The 19,968-nt window shown below is 64.8% G+C and carries 21 protein-coding genes and 1 pseudogene; 12 read left to right on the top strand and 10 right to left on the bottom strand.

Annotation, left to right across the window (positions count from 1 at the left end):
- Window positions 1-3 precede the first annotated feature (3 nt).
- Window positions 4-1,269: a D-amino acid dehydrogenase gene (locus HAP41_RS38835; protein WP_166082132.1), complete on the top strand. Its 1,266-nt coding sequence runs from the start codon at window positions 4-6 to the stop codon at window positions 1,267-1,269.
- Between the two features lie 266 nt (window positions 1,270-1,535).
- Here the strand turns inward: HAP41_RS38835 and HAP41_RS38830 are convergent, their stop codons facing one another.
- Window positions 1,536-2,177 (bottom strand): helix-turn-helix domain-containing protein, encoded by a 642-nt coding sequence (locus tag HAP41_RS38830; RefSeq protein ID WP_224580621.1) that lies wholly within the window; start codon window positions 2,175-2,177, stop codon window positions 1,536-1,538.
- Between the two features lie 179 nt (window positions 2,178-2,356).
- Between HAP41_RS38830 and HAP41_RS38825 the strand changes: the two genes are divergently transcribed.
- Genes HAP41_RS38825 through HAP41_RS38810 form a run of 4 tightly spaced genes read left to right on the top strand, consistent with a single transcriptional unit; the run spans window position 2,357 to window position 5,822 of the window.
- Window positions 2,357-3,115, top strand: coding sequence for an ABC transporter substrate-binding protein (locus HAP41_RS38825; protein ID WP_166082134.1), 759 nt, complete (start codon window positions 2,357-2,359; stop codon window positions 3,113-3,115).
- Between the two features lie 26 nt (window positions 3,116-3,141).
- Window positions 3,142-3,795, top strand: a complete 654-nt coding sequence (locus HAP41_RS38820; protein ID WP_014497665.1) for an amino acid ABC transporter permease — start codon at window positions 3,142-3,144, stop codon at window positions 3,793-3,795.
- Entirely contained in the window at window positions 3,792-4,523 is a 732-nt protein-coding gene (locus HAP41_RS38815; RefSeq protein ID WP_166082135.1) for an amino acid ABC transporter ATP-binding protein, read from the top strand. Before HAP41_RS38820 ends, HAP41_RS38815 begins: the two co-directional genes overlap by 4 nt.
- 12 nt (window positions 4,524-4,535) lie before the next feature.
- Entirely contained in the window at window positions 4,536-5,822 is a 1,287-nt protein-coding gene (locus tag HAP41_RS38810; RefSeq protein ID WP_166082136.1) for an NAD(P)/FAD-dependent oxidoreductase, read from the top strand.
- A gap of 56 nt (window positions 5,823-5,878) precedes the next feature.
- Here HAP41_RS38810 and HAP41_RS38805 read toward each other — a convergent pair whose 3' ends face one another.
- On the bottom strand, window positions 5,879-6,109 hold the full coding sequence (locus tag HAP41_RS38805) for a hypothetical protein (protein ID WP_041955033.1): 231 nt from the start codon (window positions 6,107-6,109) through the stop codon (window positions 5,879-5,881).
- A gap of 91 nt (window positions 6,110-6,200) precedes the next feature.
- Window positions 6,201-7,790, bottom strand: coding sequence for a gamma-glutamyltransferase family protein (locus HAP41_RS38800; RefSeq protein ID WP_166082137.1), 1,590 nt, complete (start codon window positions 7,788-7,790; stop codon window positions 6,201-6,203).
- Window positions 7,791-7,918: 128 nt separating this feature from the next.
- Between HAP41_RS38800 and HAP41_RS38795 the strand changes: the two genes are divergently transcribed.
- Window positions 7,919-8,692 carry an enoyl-CoA hydratase-related protein gene (locus HAP41_RS38795; protein ID WP_166082138.1) on the top strand — a complete coding sequence of 258 codons (774 nt, stop codon included), beginning with the start codon at window positions 7,919-7,921 and terminating at the stop codon, window positions 8,690-8,692.
- A gap of 20 nt (window positions 8,693-8,712) precedes the next feature.
- Here the strand turns inward: HAP41_RS38795 and HAP41_RS38790 are convergent, their stop codons facing one another.
- A complete protein-coding gene (locus HAP41_RS38790; protein WP_014497659.1) occupies window positions 8,713-8,889 on the bottom strand; it encodes a hypothetical protein in 177 nt (58 codons plus the stop codon).
- A gap of 9 nt (window positions 8,890-8,898) precedes the next feature.
- Window positions 8,899-9,132: a DUF6894 family protein gene (locus HAP41_RS38785; RefSeq protein ID WP_014497658.1), complete on the bottom strand. Its 234-nt coding sequence runs from the start codon at window positions 9,130-9,132 to the stop codon at window positions 8,899-8,901.
- A gap of 207 nt (window positions 9,133-9,339) precedes the next feature.
- Between HAP41_RS38785 and HAP41_RS38780 the strand changes: the two genes are divergently transcribed.
- From HAP41_RS38780 to HAP41_RS38770, 3 genes and pseudogenes are all read left to right on the top strand, one after another.
- Window positions 9,340-11,406 (top strand): PQQ-dependent sugar dehydrogenase, encoded by a 2,067-nt coding sequence (locus tag HAP41_RS38780; RefSeq protein WP_166082139.1) that lies wholly within the window; start codon window positions 9,340-9,342, stop codon window positions 11,404-11,406.
- Window positions 11,363-12,304: an SMP-30/gluconolactonase/LRE family protein gene (locus HAP41_RS38775; RefSeq protein WP_166082140.1), complete on the top strand. Its 942-nt coding sequence runs from the start codon at window positions 11,363-11,365 to the stop codon at window positions 12,302-12,304. The genes HAP41_RS38780 and HAP41_RS38775 overlap by 44 nt, the downstream gene beginning before the upstream one ends.
- 128 nt (window positions 12,305-12,432) lie before the next feature.
- Window positions 12,433-13,459: pseudogene (locus tag HAP41_RS38770) on the top strand (histone deacetylase family protein).
- Between the two features lie 155 nt (window positions 13,460-13,614).
- On the opposite strand, the gene HAP41_RS38765 reads toward HAP41_RS38770, so the two are convergent.
- Window positions 13,615-14,454, bottom strand: a complete 840-nt coding sequence (locus tag HAP41_RS38765) for a Crp/Fnr family transcriptional regulator (RefSeq protein WP_224580622.1) — start codon at window positions 14,452-14,454, stop codon at window positions 13,615-13,617.
- 83 nt (window positions 14,455-14,537) lie between these two features.
- Complete coding sequence (locus tag HAP41_RS38760) at window positions 14,538-14,732, bottom strand: hypothetical protein (protein WP_166082141.1); 195 nt, start codon at window positions 14,730-14,732, stop codon at window positions 14,538-14,540.
- 83 nt (window positions 14,733-14,815) lie between these two features.
- Between HAP41_RS38760 and HAP41_RS38755 the strand changes: the two genes are divergently transcribed.
- From HAP41_RS38755 to HAP41_RS38745, 3 genes are read left to right on the top strand one after another with little or no spacing between them, the layout of a single operon-like run.
- Window positions 14,816-16,180 carry an ABC transporter substrate-binding protein gene (locus HAP41_RS38755; protein ID WP_166105524.1) on the top strand — a complete coding sequence of 455 codons (1,365 nt, stop codon included), beginning with the start codon at window positions 14,816-14,818 and terminating at the stop codon, window positions 16,178-16,180.
- A gap of 4 nt (window positions 16,181-16,184) precedes the next feature.
- Complete coding sequence (locus tag HAP41_RS38750; RefSeq protein ID WP_166082142.1) at window positions 16,185-16,985, top strand: ABC transporter permease; 801 nt, start codon at window positions 16,185-16,187, stop codon at window positions 16,983-16,985.
- On the top strand, window positions 16,982-17,821 hold the full coding sequence (locus HAP41_RS38745) for an ABC transporter ATP-binding protein (protein ID WP_166082143.1): 840 nt from the start codon (window positions 16,982-16,984) through the stop codon (window positions 17,819-17,821). The genes HAP41_RS38750 and HAP41_RS38745 overlap by 4 nt, the downstream gene beginning before the upstream one ends.
- On the opposite strand, the gene HAP41_RS38740 is transcribed toward HAP41_RS38745, so the two are convergent.
- The 3 genes from HAP41_RS38740 to HAP41_RS38730 form a co-directional block, all read right to left on the bottom strand.
- Entirely contained in the window at window positions 17,818-18,798 is a 981-nt protein-coding gene (locus tag HAP41_RS38740; RefSeq protein WP_166082144.1) for an LLM class flavin-dependent oxidoreductase, read from the bottom strand. The two genes, HAP41_RS38745 and HAP41_RS38740, sit on opposite strands and share 4 nt — an antisense overlap.
- Window positions 18,795-19,526 carry a 4'-phosphopantetheinyl transferase family protein gene (locus HAP41_RS38735; protein ID WP_166082145.1) on the bottom strand — a complete coding sequence of 244 codons (732 nt, stop codon included), beginning with the start codon at window positions 19,524-19,526 and terminating at the stop codon, window positions 18,795-18,797. The genes HAP41_RS38740 and HAP41_RS38735 overlap by 4 nt, the downstream gene beginning before the upstream one ends.
- Window positions 19,527-19,759: 233 nt before the next feature.
- Window positions 19,760-19,936 (bottom strand): hypothetical protein, encoded by a 177-nt coding sequence (locus HAP41_RS38730; RefSeq protein WP_166082146.1) that lies wholly within the window; start codon window positions 19,934-19,936, stop codon window positions 19,760-19,762.
- Between the last annotated feature and the right edge of the window lie 32 nt (window positions 19,937-19,968).

The following is a 19,968-nucleotide window of genomic DNA, read 5'->3' as shown; positions in this document are numbered from 1 at the left end:
AGCGTGAAAGTTCTGATCCTCGGCAGCGGTGTCATCGGTGTCACCTCTGCCTACTACCTTGCGCGTGCCGGACATGAGGTGACGGTCGTCGACCGTCAGCCCGAGCCGGCGCTGGAGACCTCTTTCGCCAACGCGGGCGAGGTGTCGCCCGGCTATTCGTCGCCCTGGGCCGGCCCCGGGGTGCCGGTGAAGGCGATCAAATGGCTGCTGATGAAGCATGGCCCGCTGGTGATCCGGCCGAAGCTCGACCCTGTGATGTGGGTCTGGCTGTCCAAGATGCTGCGCAACTGCACCAGCGCGCGTTACGCGGTCAACAAGAGCCGGATGATCCCGATCGCGGAATACAGCCGCGATTGCCTGCGCGACCTGCGCCGCGACATCGGCATCCAGTATGACGAGCGTTCACAGGGCACGCTGCAGCTGTTCCGTCACCAGGCGCAGCTCGATGGCACCGGTGAGGACATCGCCGTGCTCAAGCAGTATGGCGTTCCTTTCGAGGTGTTGAGCCGGGAGGGTTGCATCGCGGTCGAGCCGGCGCTCGCCGCCGTGAAGGAGAAGTTCGCCGGCGGGCTTCGCTTGCCGCAGGACGAGACCGGCGACTGCCACATGTTCACGCAGGCGCTGGCCAAGCATGCCGAAGCGCTCGGTGTGCGCTTCATGTTCAACACCGGCATCGATCGCATCGTCACGGACGGCGCGCGCGTCAGTGGTGTCGTGACCAGTGCGGGCACGTTGCAGGCCGATGCCTACGTTCTCGCGCTCGGAAGCTGGTCGTCGCGGCTCGTTGCGCCGCTCGGCATCTCATTGCCGGTCTATCCGGTGAAGGGCTATTCGATCACGGTGCCGATCAAGGACGCCTCCGGTGCGCCGGAATCGACCGTGATGGACGAGAGCTACAAGGTCGCGATCACCCGCCTCGGCAATCGCATCCGCGTCGGCGGCACTGCCGAGATCTCCGGCTATTCGAGCCAGCTCTACGACGCCCGCCGCGCCACGCTCGATCATTCGCTGACCGATCTGTTCCCGCGTGGCGGCGATCTCTCCAAGGCGACGTTCTGGAGCGGCCTGCGTCCGATGACACCGGACGGCCCGCCGGTGATCGGCCCGACGCAGTACGCCAACCTCCACCTCAACACCGGCCATGGCACGCTCGGCTGGACCATGTCCTGCGGCTCCGGCCGTGTGCTCGCGGACATGCTGTCGGGCAAGAAGCCGGAGGTCGATGTGAGTGCGCTGACGGTGGACCGGTACAAGTATCGGTTTGGGTGATTCTCTATCTGCTCGTCATTGCGAGCGCAGCGAAGCAATCCAGTATCTTTCCGCGGTGGCAGTCTGGATTGCTTCGCTGCGCTCGCAATGACGGTGGAGAGGCATCGCGCACTCACTCCATCTCCGTCACCCTGAGGTGGCCGCTTCTTCAGCGGCGCTCGAAGGGCGACGGCCCGGCTCTATCGGAGCCGTGCATCCTTCGAGGCTCGCTGCGCGAGCGCCTCAGGATGACGGGACTGGAATTGCGCTCGCGGCGCGAAAAGAAGCTACCCCGCCCCCGTCACGCAATTCACCCACAGCACCACAGCCTTCGCATCATTGGCCGGATTGGAAAAACGGTGCGGCCTTCGGCTCGCGAACCGAAAGCTGTCGCCGGTCTTCAGCGACCACGTCTCGCTGTCCACCGTCAGCATCATCTCGCCTTCGAGCACCAGGCCGGCTTCCTCGCCGTCATGGGTGTAGAGTTCGTCGCCCGCGGAGCCGCCGGGATCGATATGCACCAGGAACAGGTTGAGCCGGTTGTCGCTGCCCGCAGCGCTCAGCAATTGCTTCGAAATTCCGCTGCGCCAGAGTTTCAGTTCGGGCCGCTGAAGCCCGCGCGTCACCACCTGGTCGGAGGCATCGTCGGCACTTGGGTTCGCACCGAATAAAGCCGCTATGCCGACGCCGAGCACGTCGGAGAGCGTTGCCAGCACGCGCAGCGATGGCGACGATAGGCCGCGTTCGATCTGGCTGAGGAAGCCGATCGACAGGTCGGTGCGCGCCGCGACCGTCTCGAGCGAGAATTGTCTGACACGCCTGAGATCGCGGATACGGCGGCCGACCGCGACATCCATCGCGGGCTCGGCCGGCTTGGTGACAGCCTTGGCTTTCACCTTGGCCGGCTTTGCGGCGGCCGGTTTGCGCATTCTTTTGCCACCGCTCATGTCAAACCGCTTCCTTCATGTGCATGAAAACCGCTTGCATCGCCAGCGAAAATGTGACCAAAGTTTCATATTGGTGAAAATAGGCCGAAACGGCTTGGCCCGCAACGTCTGATCACGACATGCGCGAGCGCCGACATCGGCCAAGCCCAAAGGGGGATGCGATGAAGCGTTTTGGTCTGGCCGTGGTCGCGGCGCTCGCGATTGCAGCGGTGATGCCGGCTTCGGCGCAGCAGGTGCTGAAGGTCGGCTCGACGCCGACAGGCATTCCCTTCACCTTCCTCGACACCAAGACCAACACGATCCAGGGCATCATGGTCGATCTCGTCACCGAGATCGGCAAGGACGCCGGCCTCAGCGTGCAGATCGAGCCGATGGCGTTCTCGGCGCTGATCCCGTCGCTGACATCGGGCAAGATCGACATGATTGCGGCGGCGATGTTCATCACCGCGCCGCGCAAGGAGGTCGTCGACTTCTCCGATCCGATCTACACCTATGGCGAAGGCCTGGTGGTCCCGAAGAGCGACACCAAGGCCTATGCCACGCAGGACGATCTGAAGGGCGAGACGGTCGGCGCCCAGGTCGGCACCGCCTTCGTCGATGCGCTGAAGAAGTCCGGCCTGTTCGCCGACGTCAAGGCCTACGACACCATCCCGGACATCCTGCGCGACGTGAACACCGGTCGCCTCAAGGCCGGCTACGCCGACTATCCGATCCTCGCCTACAATCTGAAGCAGGGCGGTTTCCCCGAGGTACGTCTCGTCGACGGCTACAAGCCCGTCACCGTCGGCTCGGTCGGCATCGGCGTCCGCAAGGGCGAGGCCGCGCTGCTCGGCAAGATCAACGCCTCGCTGGCGAAGCTGAAGGCCAACGGCACCATCGACAAGATCCTCGAGAAGTGGGGTCAGAAGGCGCAGGGTTGATCGACAGAGGCTGGTAAGGCTGACCGATGAAAGGCTTCTGGCACGACGCCGTCGAATTCTTCCCGATCCTGATGAGCGGTGTCGCGCTGACGATCGTCGTCACCATCGGCTCGCTGCTGCTCTCGACGGTGCTGGGTCTGATCTGGGCGATGATGCGGGTCTCCGGCATCAAGGTGCTGTCGATGCTCAGTGCCAGCCTGATCAACGTGATCCGCGGCATCCCGATCATCGTGCTGTTGTTCTACCTCTATTTCGTGATGCCGGATCTCGGCGTCACGCTGTCGGCCTTGCAGGCCGCGATCCTCGGGCTCGGCATCGCCTATTCGGCCTACCAGGCCGAGAATTTCCGCGCGGGCATCGAGGCGATCGACAAGGGCCAGATCGAGGCGGCGCAGTCGATCGGCATGGGCTGGTGGCTCACCATGCGCCGCGTGGTGCTGCCGCAGGCAGTGCGCATCGTACTGCCGCCTTACGGCAACGTCATGATCATGATGCTAAAGGATTCTTCGCAAGCCTCGACCATCACGGTCGCCGAGCTTGCCCTTCAGGGCAAGCTGATCGCGTCCTCGACCTTCAAGAACACCAACGTGTTCACGCTGGTGGCGCTGATGTATCTCACCATGAGCATCCCGCTGATCCTGCTGGTCCGTCACTTCGAGAAGCGGGCGGGCAAGAAATGATCGAGCTCACCGACGTCCACAAGAGCTTTGGCCAGAACGAGGTGCTCAAGGGCATCACGGCCTCCGTCCAGAAGGGTGAGGTGGTCTGCATCATTGGCCCTTCGGGCTCCGGCAAGTCGACGATCCTGCGCTGTATCAACGGGCTGGAAAGCTACGACCGCGGCGAGATCAACGTCGAGGGACTGAAGGTCGACCGCGATGCGCCCTCCATCGTGAAGGTCCGCACCCAGGTCTCGATGGTGTTCCAGCGCTTCAACCTGTTCCCGCATCGCACCGTGCTGGAGAACGTCGTCGAAGGTCCGCTCTTTGTAAAGAAGGAGCCGCGTGCGCAGGTGCTCGAGCGCGGCCGCGCGCTGCTCGGTCAGGTGGGCCTCGCCGAAAAGGCCGATGCGCATCCACCGCAGCTCTCTGGCGGCCAGCAGCAGCGCGTCGCCATCGCGCGCGCGCTCGCGATGCAGCCAAAGGCGATCCTGTTCGACGAGCCGACCTCGGCGCTCGATCCCGAACTGGTCGGTGACGTGCTCGGCGTGATGCGAATGCTCGCCGATGACGGCATGACCATGGTCGTCGTCACCCACGAGATGGGCTTTGCCCGCGACGTCGCCGACCGCGTGCTCTTCATCGACGGCGGCGTCATCGTCGAGCAGGGCGCGGCGAAGGCCGTCCTCAATCAACCCCAGCACCCGCGCACGCAGGACTTTTTACGCCGCGTGCTGCATCCGCTCTGATCGGTCCTCGTCATGACTATGCGCCTGCCTCTGCCGCCCTCGCCCTATGCCGACACCGCCGTCGCGCCGGTTGCCACGCCGCCGCTCGATGTCGACAAGACCGTCTCCGTTGCTATCGTCGGCGGCGGCTACACCGGGCTGTCCACGGCTTTGCATCTGGCGGAGCAAGGTGTCGAGGCTCTGGTGCTCGAGGCGCAGGAGCCGGGCTGGGGCGCGTCGGGTAACAATGGTGGCCACACCAATCCCGGCCTGAAGCACGACCCCGATCAGATCGAGGCCGATTTCGGCGCTGAACTCGGCCGCCGCATGATCGACTTCTCCTACGGCACGACCAATTTCACGCACGACCTGATCCGCCGCTACCAGATCCCTTGCGAAGCGCGGCAGAATGGCACGCTGCGCGCGGCCTACAACGAGGCCAGCGCCGCCGCGATCGAGAAGACGGCGCAGCAGTGCATCCGCCGCGGCATGCCGGTGCAATATCTGAACCGCGAGCAGTTGCGCGAAATGACCGGCACGGACCGCTACATCGGCGCGATGCTGGACACGCGCGGCGGCGATCTGCATCCTCTCAGCTATGCCCGCGGCCTCGCGCGCGCCGCGATCTCCGCGGGCGCGAAGGTCCATGGCGAAACGCCGGCGCTGTCACTCCGTCGCGACGGCTCGCGCTGGCGCATCGAGACGCCGCGCGCGGTGGTGCATGCCGACAGGGTCCTGCTCGCCACCAACGGCTTCACCGACGATCTCTGGCCGGCGCTTCGCCGCACCATCGTGCCGGTATTCTCCTCGATTGCCGCCACCGCGCCGCTCTCCGAGGCGGTCGCCCGCTCGATCATGCCGACACGGCCGGTGCTCTACGAGAGCGGCCACATCACGGTCTATTACCGCATCGATCAGCACAATCGCCTCTTGATGGGTGGCCGCGGCCCGATGCGCTGGATCAAGTCGCCCAACGACGTCGCCTATCTCATGCGTTATGCTGAGCGGCTATGGCCACAGCTCAAGGGCGCCGCCTGGACGCATGGCTGGAATAGCCGGCTCGCCATCACCAAGGATCATTATCCCCATGTGCACGAGCCGGCGGAGAGCGTCCTGATCTCGCTCGGCTGCAACGGCCGCGGCGTCGCGCTCTCGACCGCGATGGGCGCGCAGCTCGCGCGCCGGCTGATCGGCGGCGCCAAGGCCGAGATCGACATGCCCGTCACAGGCATCAAGCCGATCCCGATGCACGCGTTCTGGCCCTTGGGGGTTACGACTGCTGTGATCGCGGGCCGGGTGCGGGATCGGCTGGGTGTTTGAAGAAGAAGGCGCCGCCCCGTCAGGAGCGACGCCTTGCATGACTTGCAGATAGGGCGTCAGCAGCGGCCCTGTTTCCACAGGCCGGGCGGGCAGCCCCTGCCGCGCCAGCCGACCTTGCGCCCGTGATGCCATCCGGGAGGAGTGGCATGGCGGTGTCCATGGTATCCGCCATGATGACCGTGGCCATGGCCGTGACCATGTCCGTGGCCGCCCCTGGCGAATGCGGCGTTTGGCATGGTGAAGCCGGCCGCGATGATCAGTGTTGCGGCGAGCGCAAGTTTCTTCATCCGAAATCTCTCCTGTTAGGCACGCATCTGTCCGTTCGGCGAACGAACATCGATCGCGGTGTTGCGTGCAAATGCGGAGGAGTCGTGACGCTCAGGATTCGGCGACAGCGTCGGCCCAGGGCTGGAAGATCTCGACCGCGCCCGAATTCGTATCGCCCTCGCGCATCACCACGCTGGGGCAGGCGAACTTCTGCGGCAGGGCCTGCACTTGCGTCTCTTCATAATCGAAGCGTGCGGAAAGTGTTTTGCGTACGTCCGCCGGCAGTCTGATGTCGCCGATCACGACCGCGCCTTCGCTGGCGTCGATCCGCGGCTGGTGGATGGCCGTATCGAGGTCCATGCCGAAATCCATCGCAAAGGACACGAGCTGCATCACCGACGGCAGGATGCGGCGGCCGCCGGAGGCGCCGACCGCGAGACGCCTGCCGTCCTTCGTTTCGGCGATGACGGGCGTGTAGTTGCAGAGGCAGCGCTTCCCGGGGGCGAGCGAGTTGGTGGTGCCCGGCGTCGGGTCGAACCACATGATGCCGTTGTTCATGGCGATGCCGGTGTGCGGCGTCACGTATTTCGAGCCGAAGGACGAGAGCAGCGTCTGCGTCACCGCCGCGATATTGCCGTGGCGGTCGACCACGGAGAAATGCGTGGTGCAGGCGGGCGCCAGATATTCAGCGCCGAGCGAGCGCTTGCCGTCGGCATCGCCCATGTCCTTGAGCCGCTCGCGGAAGGCCGCTTGCAAGGCGAGCGCATATTCGCTGTAGGTGGTCGCGTCGGGTGCGCTTCCCGGCTTCAGACTCTGCTGCAACAGCCGCAGCGCATACGCCATTGTCGGTCCGGCCGTGAGCTCCGGCGTCGCATACACCTTGCCGTCGCGATAGGGGATCGCCAACGGCTCGCGCAGATGGGCGCGAAACGCGGCGAGATCCTCCACCGACAGCGAGCCGCCGTCGGCCTTGATGTCGGATGCGATGCTTTTGGCGAGATCGCCCTGGTAGAAATCGCGCGGACCGGCAGCGGCGAGGTGCGACAACGTCGCCTTCAACGTGGCCAACGGCAGCCGCGTCTCGGACTTGATGCCCCACGGCGCGCTCGGCGGCAGGCCATCCTTCAGGAAGGTGGCCGCGCTTGCGGGATAGCGCCTGAGATCGGCTGCCGATGCCGCGATCGTCAGCGTGGTCCACCAATCGACCAGCAGGCCTTCGCCGGCGAGCGCGGCGGCCGGCGCGACCAGATCCTTCCACGGCATTTTGGCGTAGCGGCGATGCGCCTCCTCCATGCCGGCGACGACGCCGGGCACGGCGACCGAGCCGGGGCCGTGGATGTTACGATCGTCCTTTACCCGCGGCCACGGAAACAGATCGGAGGCCGCGCCTTCGCCGCTGAGCGGGTAGTCGGTGGTGCGCAGGCTCTGCGGCGCGCACATGCCGTAGTCGATCACCTCGGTTCGATTTTCCTTGGCGCGGTAGAGCACCATGGCGCCGCCGCCGCCGATGCCGCTGTTCCAGGGCTCCAGCACGTTCAGTGCGAAGGTGGTCGCGACGATCGCGTCCACGCAGTCGCCCCCTGCCGCCAGCACCTGCGCCCCCACTTCGGCCGCCCGCCGCGATTGCGAGGCGACGATGCCGCCCTTGGATGTGACGGCGGGTTTGCGGACGGCTTGGGCGAGGCTGAACTGATGAGGCATGATGTCGTCTTGATCTCTGGATTCGGTTGTTCTGGCTTCCTTGCGCTGACGCGGAAGCTGCAGCATTGGCGGGGCGCGCGAAGGATGGCACATTGCCGCCAACGAGAAAATCCAAAGGGAGACGCGACATGGCAGGTGTGAAACAGGCGCGGGATGGCACGGTTGGGATCTTGACGCTCGACGAGCCGGCAAGCCTGAACGCGATGACGCCGGACCTGCTCGGCGCGCTCGCTGCCGCCGTCGCCGAGATGACAGGGGATGAGGGCATTCGCGCACTGATCCTCACCGGCGCGGGGCGCGGATTTTGCTCAGGACAGAATTTGAAGGCTTCGGAAGCGCTGGGCGAGGACATCGCCGCCGGCGTGATGCGCTTCTACTGGCCCACGTTCAAGGCGTTGCGCGAATGCCGCGTGCCTGTCGTGGTCGCCGTCAACGGCGTCGCGGCCGGCGGCGGCTTCAGCCTTGCGATGGCCGGCGACATGATTGTTGCGGCGCGGTCGGCGAGCTTCATCCAGGTGTTCAGCCGCATCGCCCTGGTGCCCGATCTCGGTTCGACCTGGCTGCTGCCGCGGCTGGTCGGCCGACAGCGCGCGCTCGAGCTGATGCTGCTGAACGAGCCCCTGACGGCCGAACGTGCTCAGGAGATCGGCCTGGTGCGGCAGGTCGTCGACGACGCGAAGCTGATGGACGAGGCGCTGGCCCTGGCGCGCCGTCTGGCGGACGGCCCGACGCGCGCTTTGGTCGCAACGCGTTCGCTTGTCGAGGAGAGCGAGCATGCGGCTTACGAGGCGCAGTTCCGCCGCGAGATCGAGGTTCAGGCCACGATCCGCAAGAGCGCCGACGCCATCGAAGGCCGCACCGCCTTCGTCGAGAAGCGCAAGGCGAAGTTTACGGGGAAGTAGGGAGCAGCCGCGGACTGCGCTCAGAGCCTGCGATCCAGCCGGCTGGCCTGATATTTGGCGTGCCATTTCGGGCCAGGCCCGCGCATGTAGTGAAGCTCGGGGCGGTAGGGGTTGCCTGCGATCCGCACCAGCTTCTGCCACTTGGTGGCGACGAAGTTGAGGGGCTGGCAGAGCAGGGTTAATGAAGCGAACAGCACGGCATCACCTCAATGCGGCTTGCCGAGCATGGCGGTGAAGGGAAGGTCGAAGATCTCCTCGCCGTCGGAGCCGCTGACATGGATCACCCAGTCGCGCCAGTCCTCGGCACCCGGCGTGTAGATCATCGAGTGCATGATCTGGGCCGCACGGTCACGCGCCTCGGTCAGGCTGGCCACCGCGGTGCCGCTGCGATCGATCAGCGTGCCTTCGGTGTTGGAGCAGTGAAAATAGACCTGGACCATATGCGTCTCCTGTCGGGAGCGACTGGGATGGCAAATCGATACCACCCGAGGCCTTCGCGAAACATTCGGGGCGAGCCCGGTAAGGGAATCTACGGAGATTGGTCGCTGCGAACGCCCGAGCGGGTTTGATCACAGGGGGGTGATGATCAACTGGACGGCGTTCCCATGGCATGGAACAACTTTGGACCGAAAGTCCGGGGGACCGCCGTGAACCAGCTCACACTCTGGCATGAACGCCGAAGCCTGTTTGCGGCGATCGTCGCCGGAGCACTGCTCGGTCTTGCCCCGGGAGCCTCCTCCGAACCGGTGAGGAAAAGCGGCTACGCGATCGGCACGGAAACCTGCGGCAGCGGCGATCTCGCCTTTCCCAGAATCCAGATCGACATGAAGGCGGGATTTTGCGCCGGTCTCGTCGCCAGCGAAGAGGATCGCCTGAAATTTCCGCGCTCGATCATCCAGGTGCCGGGCCGTGACCTGTTCGTGGTCGCCGACATGGGCGGCTGGGGCCACACCGATGGACGGCTGCTGCTGCTCGATCCGCATGCGCCCCAGGGGCAGCGGTTCAAGGAGCTGCTGACCGCAATCGAATATCCGTTCGGCCTCGTGATTGGCCCGGACAAGAAGCTGTACGCCTCGACCGCGGAGACGATCTTCCGGTTCGATCCGCTCGCCGACAATCCCCGCAGCACGGTCGAGACCATCATCCGGCACATGCCCGGCCGCCGGATCACATTGCCTGACGGCACCAGGCTCGACGAGAGTGCCCATCCGCTCAAGCAGTTCGTCTTTGACAGGAACGGGCGGCTGTTCGTCAATGTCGGCTCGCATAGCGACGACTGCATCACGCCGGCGCCGATCACAAGGCCATGCGCGGCGGCCGAGGGCGCGTCCGCGATGGCCTCGATCTGGCTGTTCACACCGCCCGCAGGCGGGACCTTCCCGGCGTTGAAGCCGGCCGATCCGGACCCGCCGCACACCGTCTATGCGCGCGGCCTGCGCAACTCGATGGCGCTGGCGCTGCATCCGAATTTTCCCGATGCCGGCTACGCCTTCCTGCAAGGCGAGAACGGCCGCGACCTGCCCGACATCTTCAAGCCGAACGAGGAGATCAACGCGATCGAGCAGGGCAGGCATTATGGCTGGCCCTATTGCTACGACCTGTCGACGCCGAGCCCCGAATTCAAGCTCGTGCTGCAATCCGGGGTCTACAAGTCGCTCTGCACGGCCAATGCGCTCTACAAGGCACCGTTCTCGCTGATGCCGCCGCACGGCGCGCCGCTTGCGATGCTCTATTATCACGGCGCGAAATTCCCGGAGCTGGAAGGCAAGCTGCTGGTCGGCCTGCACGGCTATCGCCCGACCGGCAGCCGCGTCCTTGTCTATGACGTCGACGACCATGGCTTCCCGAAGCCCGCCCCGGCGCCGGTGCGCTACCACGTCAGTTGCGCGGCCGATCCGACCCACAGCTTTCAGACCGACGCCGGCGACGTCGCCGCCGCGCCATTCGACGAGCTGATCGCAGGCTGGCACCGCGTCAACGGCGCGCGGCCGCAGGGCGCGCCCGTCGGCATGACGGTCGCGGAGGACGGCGCAATCTGGCTGGTCGAGGACAAGAACCAGACGGTAATCCGCATCGATCGCGCTGCCGGCGATCCGCCGCCGTTGCCTTGCGACATGCGCAGCCAGGCGCTGATCGATCAGCTTGCCGCCTTCGTCGCAAAAGACGCGCAGAACAGCATCCGGCTCACCACGCTGCGTAAGGGGCTCGTCGAAAAGCACTGCGTCGGCTGCCACTCGGATTTCGGCCTGAAGGCAGGGCAATCGGATGCGGAAAAGGACGCGACAGTGCTACGCTTCATGCTGTCGCAGGACGGCTGGATCTATCCGGGCGATCCAGGCTCCGGCAAGCTGCGCACGCGGCTGCGCGGCATCGGCGCCGAGAAGCTGATGCCGCCGGGCGGCGAAAGCCTGCCCAGGACCGAACCTGGCTACACGCGCCTGCTCGATACCGCGGACCTGCTGGTTGCGAAAATGGTTCCGGGCACGCGGATGCGGATCAAGTCCGGCCCGCCGCAGCGCAAGTTCTTTGGCAAGACCAACAAGGAATGCGGCGAAATACCGGCCGCCAAGGTCGTTGTCGTGACACAAAGGAGCGCTGTAGACAAACCCGGCTTCAGCCGATTCTTCCGGCCTGCCGATCCCTATCTGAATGGCGAGTGCAGCGACGACGATGGCTATTACATCCGGCAGGAATTTCTGGTGCCTGTGCAGTAGCCTCCTTCTCGTCATCGCGGCATCGCCGGCCCATGCTGAAACAAGGCTGTTCGAAAGCGTGCAGGTGACGCCGTCGGGCGAATACACCTTCGGCATCGAAGGGCCGGCGGCCGATCTCGACGGCAATCTCTTCGTGGTCAACTTTGGCAAGCCCGGCACCATCGGCAAGCTGCCGGTGGGCGGCGCGGCTTCGGAGCAGTTTACGGCACTGCCCGCGGGCAGCGTCGGCAACGCCATCCGCTTCGCGCGTGACGGCACCATGTTCATCGCCGACTACAAGAAGCACAACATCTTCGCGATCCCGAAGGGCGCGAGCGAGCCCGTCGTCTGGTTTCATTCCGACGAGATGAACCAGCCCAACGACATCACCATCGCGCGCGACGGCACGATCTATGCGAGCGATCCGAACTGGAAGGGCAGGGAAGGCCACATCTGGCGCATCGCCAAGTCTGCGAACGGCACGGTGCAGGGGCAGGTGATGTCGGCGCCGCGCGCGATGGGCACCACCAACGGCATCGACCTCAGCCCTGACGGCAAGACGCTCTATGTCGGGGAATCCAGCAGCGGCGAAATCTGGTCCTACACCGTCCGCAGCAACGAGCTCACCGGCGCAAAACTCGTCAAAGCCTTCCAGCCCGACACCGTCGACGGCCTGCGCACCGACGTCGCCGGCCGTCTCTATGTCGCGCGCATCCTCAAGGGCACCATCGCGCTGATGAAGCCCAATGGTGCGGTCGAGCGCGAGATCGCGCTGAAGGGCAAGGAGCCGACCAATCTCGCCTTCGGCGGCAGCGACGGCAAGACCGTCTTCGTCACCCAGCGTCAGGGCGGCTTCGTCGAGTCCTTCCGCACCGACCAGCAGGGCCGCGAGCACTGCCTCCAGCGCGGGCGCTGCTAGAGCGTCACCGGCGGTCTGCCTCCGGCGCAGAGCAGCACCAAAGCGGCGGCATTCTTCTTGCTTGCATCTGGCCGCCGCAGGCATTTAGACATCTGTGGGCACCGTCAACGCGACCACGGAGTGTTTGAGTGAAAGCCGTCCATACCGAACTGCATCGCAGCCACGATCCGCAATTCTTCCTGGTTCGCGGTGTCGTCAAGCGCACCACGGAGCAGCCCGAGCGCGCCGATCGCCTGCTCAAGGGGTTGAAGGACGGCAAGCATCAGCTGGTCGAACCGACGACATTCGGACAGGGGCCGCGTGCGCGGATTCACAGCCCGGAATATCTGTCGTTCCTCAGCGAAGCCTGGGAACGCCTGGACCGCGCTCGGCGATTCCGGCCCGGAGATGATCGGCAACATCCATCCCGTTCGCCATGCCGCGACCTATCCGACCCACATCGTCGGCAAGCTTGGCTGGCACACCGCCGATACCGCGGCGCCGATCGGTCCCGGCACCTGGGCCGCGGCCTGCGCCGCCACCGATGTTGCGGTCACGGCAGCGCAGATGGTGATGGACGGCGAGGATGCGACCTATGCACTCTGCCGCCCGCCCGGTCATCACGCCTACCGCGACATGGCCGGCGGCTTCTGTTTCCTCAACAACAGCGCGATCGCAGCCGCGCATCTGCGATTGAAGCATGAGCGCGTCGTGATCCTCGACGTCGACGTCCATCACGGCAACGGCACGCAAGGAATCTTCTACGCCCGCCCTGACGTCTACACGGTGTCGATCCACGCCGACCCCATCGCGTACTATCCTTATGTGTGGGGCTACGCGCATGAGCGCGGCGAAGGACCCGGCCTCGGCGCCAATCTCAACATCCCCCTGGCCATCGGCACCGGCGACGACGGCTACATCCAGGCGATGGATGTAGCGCGCAAGGCGATCGAATCCTTTGCCCCGGGCGCCCTCGTCATCGCACTCGGCTTAGATGCCTCCGAGCACGATCCACTGAAGGGCCTCGCCGTCACCACGCCGGGCTTCCGCCGCATCGGCCAGGCGATCGCGAAGATGGGCCTGCCGACCGTGTTCGTGCAGGAGGGCGGCTATCTCTCGGATATTCTTGGCGCGAATTTGACGTCGGTGCTGGCGGGATTCGAAGAGGCGCGGTGAGCTTCACCTCTCCCGCGTAGGTCGTCATGCCCGGGCTTGTCCCGGGCATCCACGTTCTTTGCGCCGAGGGGTGAGACGTGGATGGCCGGGACAAGCCCGGCCATGACGCTGAGGGTGCTTCAACGCCCAAAGCGCTAGCGCTGGAGAGGCGAACCTCAGTCCTTGAAAAGGATCTGCTCCAGCAGGTCGATCCGCCTGATCCGGATGGTGCTGCCGTCGATGGCGATGATGCGGCGGTTCTGGAAACGCTTCAGCATCATCGTCACCCATTGCCGGGTCGAGCCCACCATAGCCGCGATCTGGTCATGGGTGATCTTGCGGTTGATGACGATGGTGTCGCCGTCGGCCGTGCCGTGCAACTCCGACAGCGTGATCAGGAACTGCGCCAGCCGTTCGATCACCGAGCGCGTGCCGAGGATGTGCGCCATCGAGGAGTAGCATTTGCCCTTGGAGATGAGGCCGTCGATCAGCGCCAACGCGAAGCTCGGCATGCCGGTCAACAGCTTCTCGAGCGCCGGCCCGGAGAGTGTCGTGATCTCGCAGGCCTCGATGGCGATGCCCGACCACATGTGAATGCCACCGCCGGATATCTCGGGGCCTCCGATGAAATGTCCCGGCGTCCAATAGGCGAGCGTGATCTCGCGGCCCGACGGCGCGGTGTAATAGACCCGCACCTGTCCACGGCGGATGATGAAGATGCCGTCGTGGCCATCGCCTTGGCTGAATACCATTTCGCCCTGCGGCACCGAGATGATGCGGCCGGCCGCGTGCACGCGCGCCTGCTCCGACGCGGACAAGCGGTCGAGGAAATGCGCGCCGGCATTCAGCCCGTCGATCGTCTCGCTCATGAACAGCGCCGAGCTTGCGGGCTTTGCACGTGTGCTGCGGATCCGCCGGGTCTTCTTGTGGTCGGTCCAGTCGAACGGAACGCCTGCATGAGGCCGGTCGGCGAAAGCGGCAGGCTCGGTCGCGGCAGCTTCCTTGAGTATGGTCATCGCAATCCGTCAGCTCTCCAGGGGCTCGCGAATAGGTAAGTGCGGCGGTGGTGCGATGTCCATCTCTTTGCGATCGTTCCAAATCACTTAGCAAAGCTTGATGTGTGCGGCGACCGACCGCGAAACGATTCCTCTCTCGATGGCTTCGGCCTGAGAAAATCCTTTGCGTCGTTGCGCGACGGAATCATGACGCGAACGTCCTGCGACAGCGATGCAAGTAATTGCTTCAAGCGTTGCGTCGCGCCTTCGATAGTGCCGGCCAGCGTTGTTGCCGGCACGCGCCCGGCCTCCCGAGGACAGTTCGATGATCGAATTCAGCTCTTTGAGACTCAGTGTGGCCGTTGTGGCCATCACTGTTGCGATGTTCGCGCCGGCCCAGGCGGAGACGATCCGTGTGGCAGTCGGGACGCAGGACACGACGATCAATTGCGCGACCGGCGGACTGCTCATTCGCGAGCTCAAGCTGCTTGAGAAATTTCTGCCCCATGACGGCAAGTACAAGGATGTCACCTACGACATCCAGTGGAAGAATTTTACGAGCGGCGCGCCGCTCACCAACGAGATGGTCGCAGGCAAGCTCGATTTCGGCGCGATGGCTGACTTTCCGGGCTCGCTGAACGGTGTAGCGTTCCAGAAGGCCGGACGCCGTAGCCTCTTCATCAGCGTGCTGTCCGGCAGCACCAAGGGCAGTGGCAACGGCATCGTGGTGCCGTCGAGCTCGCCGGTGCAATCGCTCGATGAGCTCAAAGGCAAGACCATCTCGGTTCCCTTCGCCTCGACCTCGCACGGCATGCTGCTCCGCGCGATCGAGGCCAAGGGCTGGAATCCCGAGACCGACGTCAACATCATCACGCAGGCGCCGGAGGTGGCGGGGCCGGCCTTGCAGGCCGGCAAGATCGAGGCGCATGCCGACTTCGTTCCGTTCGCCGAACTGTTCCCGTGGCGCGGCTTCGCGCGCAAGATCTTTGACGGCGCGCAGGCCAATGCCCCGACATTCCACGGCGGGCTGGTCGACGCCGATTATGCCGAGAAATATCCCGAGATCGTCGTCGCCTATCTGCGCGCAGCGCTGGAAGCGGATCGCCTGATCGCTGAAGAGCCGGAGAAGTACAGCGAGCTGATCGCGAAGGTGACCGGCATCGAGGCGGAGGTCGACTACCTCTTTCACGGGCCGCTCGGTCTTCAGACCCGCGATGTGACCTGGAAGCCGGAATACCGCCAGGCGGTCGCAACCTCGATCAAGACGCTGAAGCTGCTCAAGCGCGCGGACAGCGATCTCGATATCAACCAGTTCGTCACCGACAAATTCATCCGCGTTGCGACCGCGCAGGCGGGGCGGGACTATGACGCCGAGTTGAAGAACTACGCGCAGCTTCCGCTGAAAGCCAAGGATGCGGCGACGGGTGACCAGATAAGCGACTTCAGCCGCGTCGCGCAGATCTGGGTCAAGGACGAGACTCATGTACGCCACTATGCTTCGCCCGAGAACGCGCTGAAGGCGCTCGCCGGCCTCGAGAAGGACGGCAAGACCATCCGCGTCGTCTACGCTCAGGATCGTGAAAGCGGCATCAAGCTGTTTGCAAACCAGGCCTGGTTCGTGCGGTCGTCCAAGGGCGAGCTGAGCGCGTTCCTGCTCAAGCAGGCGGCCGAGGGCTGGTCGAAGAAGAACGGTGGCGCGGTGCTCGACTTCGCGGCCGCGCGCGAGTCCCTCGTCGCGAGCCGGTGAGGCGATGGCCACCGCTATCAAGGCGCGGCCTGCGGGCATCCGCTGGATGGTCCGCGGCCTTTCGATCCTGGCCTGCATTGCCCTGTGGCAGGTCGCTTCGACAACGCATCTCAATCTGGGGATCGTGACCTTCCGCAACGTGCCGCCGCCGGTCGAGGTCGTTCAATCCGCGCTCGCCCTATTTCGTTCGCCGAAACTGACGGCACATGTCACCAGTAGCCTCTGGCGCGTGTTCGCGGGCTACGGGGCGGCGGTGGTGATCGGCGTGATCCTTGGTTTTGCCATCGGCCGGTCACGCGCCGCGAGCGACCTTTTGCTGCCGCCGCTGGAATTGCTGCGCCCGATTCCGGCGGTGGCGTGGATACCGCTGTCGATCCTGATCTTTCCGTCGTCCGAACTCTCGATGATCTACATCACCTTCATCGGTGCCTTGTTTCCGATCGTGCTGAACACCGTCCACGGTGTCGCGAATGTCGACCTCCGGCTGGTTGCCTCCGCCCGCAGCCTCGGCGCGGGGGAGTTGGCGATCCTGAGCGAAGTCGTGCTGCCGGACGCCGCGCCCAGCATCGTCACCGGGCTTGCGATCGGCATGGGCACCTCATGGTTCTGCCTCGTCACCGCGGAGATGATCTCGGGCCAGTTCGGCATCGGCTATTACACCTGGGAAGCCTACACGCTCCAGAACTACGCCGACATCATCGTCGGCATGCTGATCATCGGCCTGCTCGGCATGGGTTCGAGCTGGCTGCTGACGACGGCCGGGCGGCTTCTGATGCCCTGGCGTAGCCCGAAGGTGGCGCGATGAACATCCGGGTCGCGGATATCGGCACGAACAGCGTCGGTCGGATCGACTTCGCCGATGTCTCGATTTCGCTCGGATCGGGCGGCGATGCATTCGAAGCGGTCAGCGGTCTCGATGTCGCGATTGCGCCGGGCGAGCTCGTCTGCATCCTCGGTCCCTCCGGCTGCGGCAAATCCACGCTGCTCGGCGCGCTGGCCGGGCATTTGCCGATCACGGCTGGCCGCCTCACGGTCGACGGCCAGCAGGTCCAGAGTCCGAGCCCGGACCGGGGTATGGTGTTTCAGCAGCACACGCTGTTTCCCTGGAAGCGGGTGCGTGACAATGTCGCCTTCGGCCCGAAGATGCGGGGTCTCGGGAGGAGGGAGCGCGACCGTGCCGCCGACGCGATCCTGAAGCTGGTCGGCCTCTCCGGCTTCGAGGCGTTCTATCCGGCGCAATTGTCGGGCGGCATGCAGCAGCGCGTGGAAATTGCGCGGGTCCTGATCAACCAGCCGCGGGTGCTGCTGATGGACGAGCCCTTCAGCGCGCTCGACGCGCAGACGCGCGGCATGATGCAGGGGGTCCTGCTCGACATCTGGAGCAAGATCCCGACCACCACCGTCTTCGTCACCCACGACATCGACGAGGCATTGTTCCTCGCCGATCGTATCGTCGTGATGAGCGCAAGACCCGGCCGGGTGATCGAGGATGTCGTGCTGCCTTTCGCGCGGCCACGCAGCCACGATCTCGTCACCGAACCCGAATTCGTGCGCCTGAAGCGGCATGTCATGCAGCTCTTGCGGCGGCCGGAAGGCAGCGAGCCGCTGGCACGGCTCAGTCCGCTCGGCGTGACGTCCTAGAACATCCCGCTCGCCGCGAGCGCCTTGCGGACGTGCTGCATCTCGGCCTCGTCGGCGACCATGTCGAGCATGATCGTGGTCAGGCCCTTCGCCGCAAAATCCTTCAGCTTTGCGCCGACCTCGGTGTAGCTGCCGACGAGATAGGGGCAGTCGGCCTGGAAGGTCAGGAACGGCAGCAGCCAGTAGCCATTGTCGGCGAGCTCGCCGCTCTGGCCGTCATAGAGCCGCCGCTTCCACACGGAATCGCTGTTCTCCACGGTGAGCGCGAGCAGCTCGCGATCATCGGGATTGTCGCGGAAGCGTGCCTTCGCGGCTTGCCGTGCCTCGTCGCGTCCCTCGCGGGCGAAGATGCCAAAGTTCATTCCGGGCGCATCGAGGCCGCGATCGAGATCGGGCGGCAGCATCTGCATCTTGATGCAGCCGGTCTCCTTCGCCACGCGCTGCGCCGCCTCCGACTGGCCCGCGACCAGGAATTCCGGCATCAGCTCCGCCGGCAGGCGCGGGCGAAGTTGCAGATTGCTTGCGCGGTAGAACCGGCCCTCGACATTCACCGGGCGGGGGCTTTCCAGCAATTGGCGCATCAGCGCGACGAATTCGCCGAGCCGGACGTAGCGGTCCGCATGCGACTGCTCGTCGCCCAGCCCCTGCAGGTCGCTGACCGCGGTCCCCGTGATCATGTTGAGATAGACCTTGCGACCGTGGAGCTGCGCAAAGGACGAGACGAACTTTGCCGCGGCGAACGGGTGCATGTAGACCGGATTGACCGCGATCAGCGGCGAGCTTCGCGTGGTCTCACCCATGATGTGCTGGGCCATCGCCCAGGGCTCGACGAACACGTCGTTGCCTTCGAACAGCAGGATGCCTTCGAAGCCGTTGCGGTCGGCGAACTGTGCCACCCGCATCAGCTCGCCGACATATTTCTTGGGATCGCGGTTGCGCGAGATCGCGGGAAAGACGCGCAGCCGCGGGGGCGTCATTCAGCCGCTTCCTGGAACGGCCAGGAATTGCGGGTGATGGGAAGGCCGCCGCGCGCGCGGGAGCCGTCGGCGATCGCGAGGCGATGCGAGGGCGACGGCGAGCACAGCGAGAAGCGCCATGCATGCGGATCGTCGGCGATATCGGGCTTGAAGCTGATCTCGATGGCCTCCCGGGACACCTGCATCGCGAAAGCGTCGAGCGGCAGATTGAGCCCAAAACCCCTCGCCTTCAGATAGGCCTCCTTGAGCGTCCAATAGTCGAAAAAGCGCTCGATCGCGGCGGGCTCCGGCAGTCCGCGCAACGTTTCGACCTCCTCCGGCGCAAAGAAGCGAAGCGCGGTGGACAGTGGCGCGACCCGCCGTGACACGGTTTCGACGTCGACGCCGACGGTCTCATGCCCGGACACGACGCAGGCAACGCAGCCATCGGCATGGGACAGGCTGAAGTGCAGCGCGGTCGAGGTCGCGGGCGCCGCGACAAACGGCCGCCCGTAGCGACCGGCCCCGAAGGACCAATCGGTGGGGGCGACGTTCGGCGCGGCCTGCGACAGCGCCAGGCGCAGCATCGCGTGCGCGAAGATATATTGCCGCCGATGCCGCTCGAACATGAAGCGGTCGGCGCGGATCCGTTCGTCGACCGAAAGCAGGCGTCGGCACGCATCGACTGCGCCCGGAGCGTCAATGGTCTCGATCAGTCCGACAAACAGTTCAATTCTGTCGTCTGCCATCAATAAGGCCCATGGCGTCAGGCGGAGGCCAAGTCTCCGGCCCTGACGGAAGAATCAACTGAGCAAGAATCAACTGAGCGGACCGCTTCTAACGGTCCACCCGGGCAATTTCTTGTCGATTTGCAGGCCGGTTTACAGGCGCAAGCTTGTGCGAGACCCCAACTCGACAAGCGAGCGGCCCATATCCGGAAAGTGAAGCCTGAGGATTCGTGCGGCGTCCCGGCCGACGATCCTTACTTCTTCTTCTTCTTCTTCTTGGCTTTCTTCGCTCCGCCCAGCATCGAAAGGCTGGCATCGACATCCTTGAGCGCGGACTGGAGCTTCTTCTTCTCGGCGCCCAGCAGCTTTTGCAGGGCCTTGCGGTCCTTGTCGCTCAACGAGGTACCCTTGGTAAATTTGATGAAACCCATAACATACTCCCCCGGTTGAAAATAATCGTCCA

This window comes from Bradyrhizobium barranii subsp. apii, assembly GCF_011516635.5.
Taxonomy (GTDB): Bacteria; Pseudomonadota; Alphaproteobacteria; order Rhizobiales; family Xanthobacteraceae; genus Bradyrhizobium; species Bradyrhizobium barranii.
The sequence above is the reverse complement of the archived record's forward strand: the minus strand, read 5'-3'. Positions and strand labels throughout refer to the sequence as shown.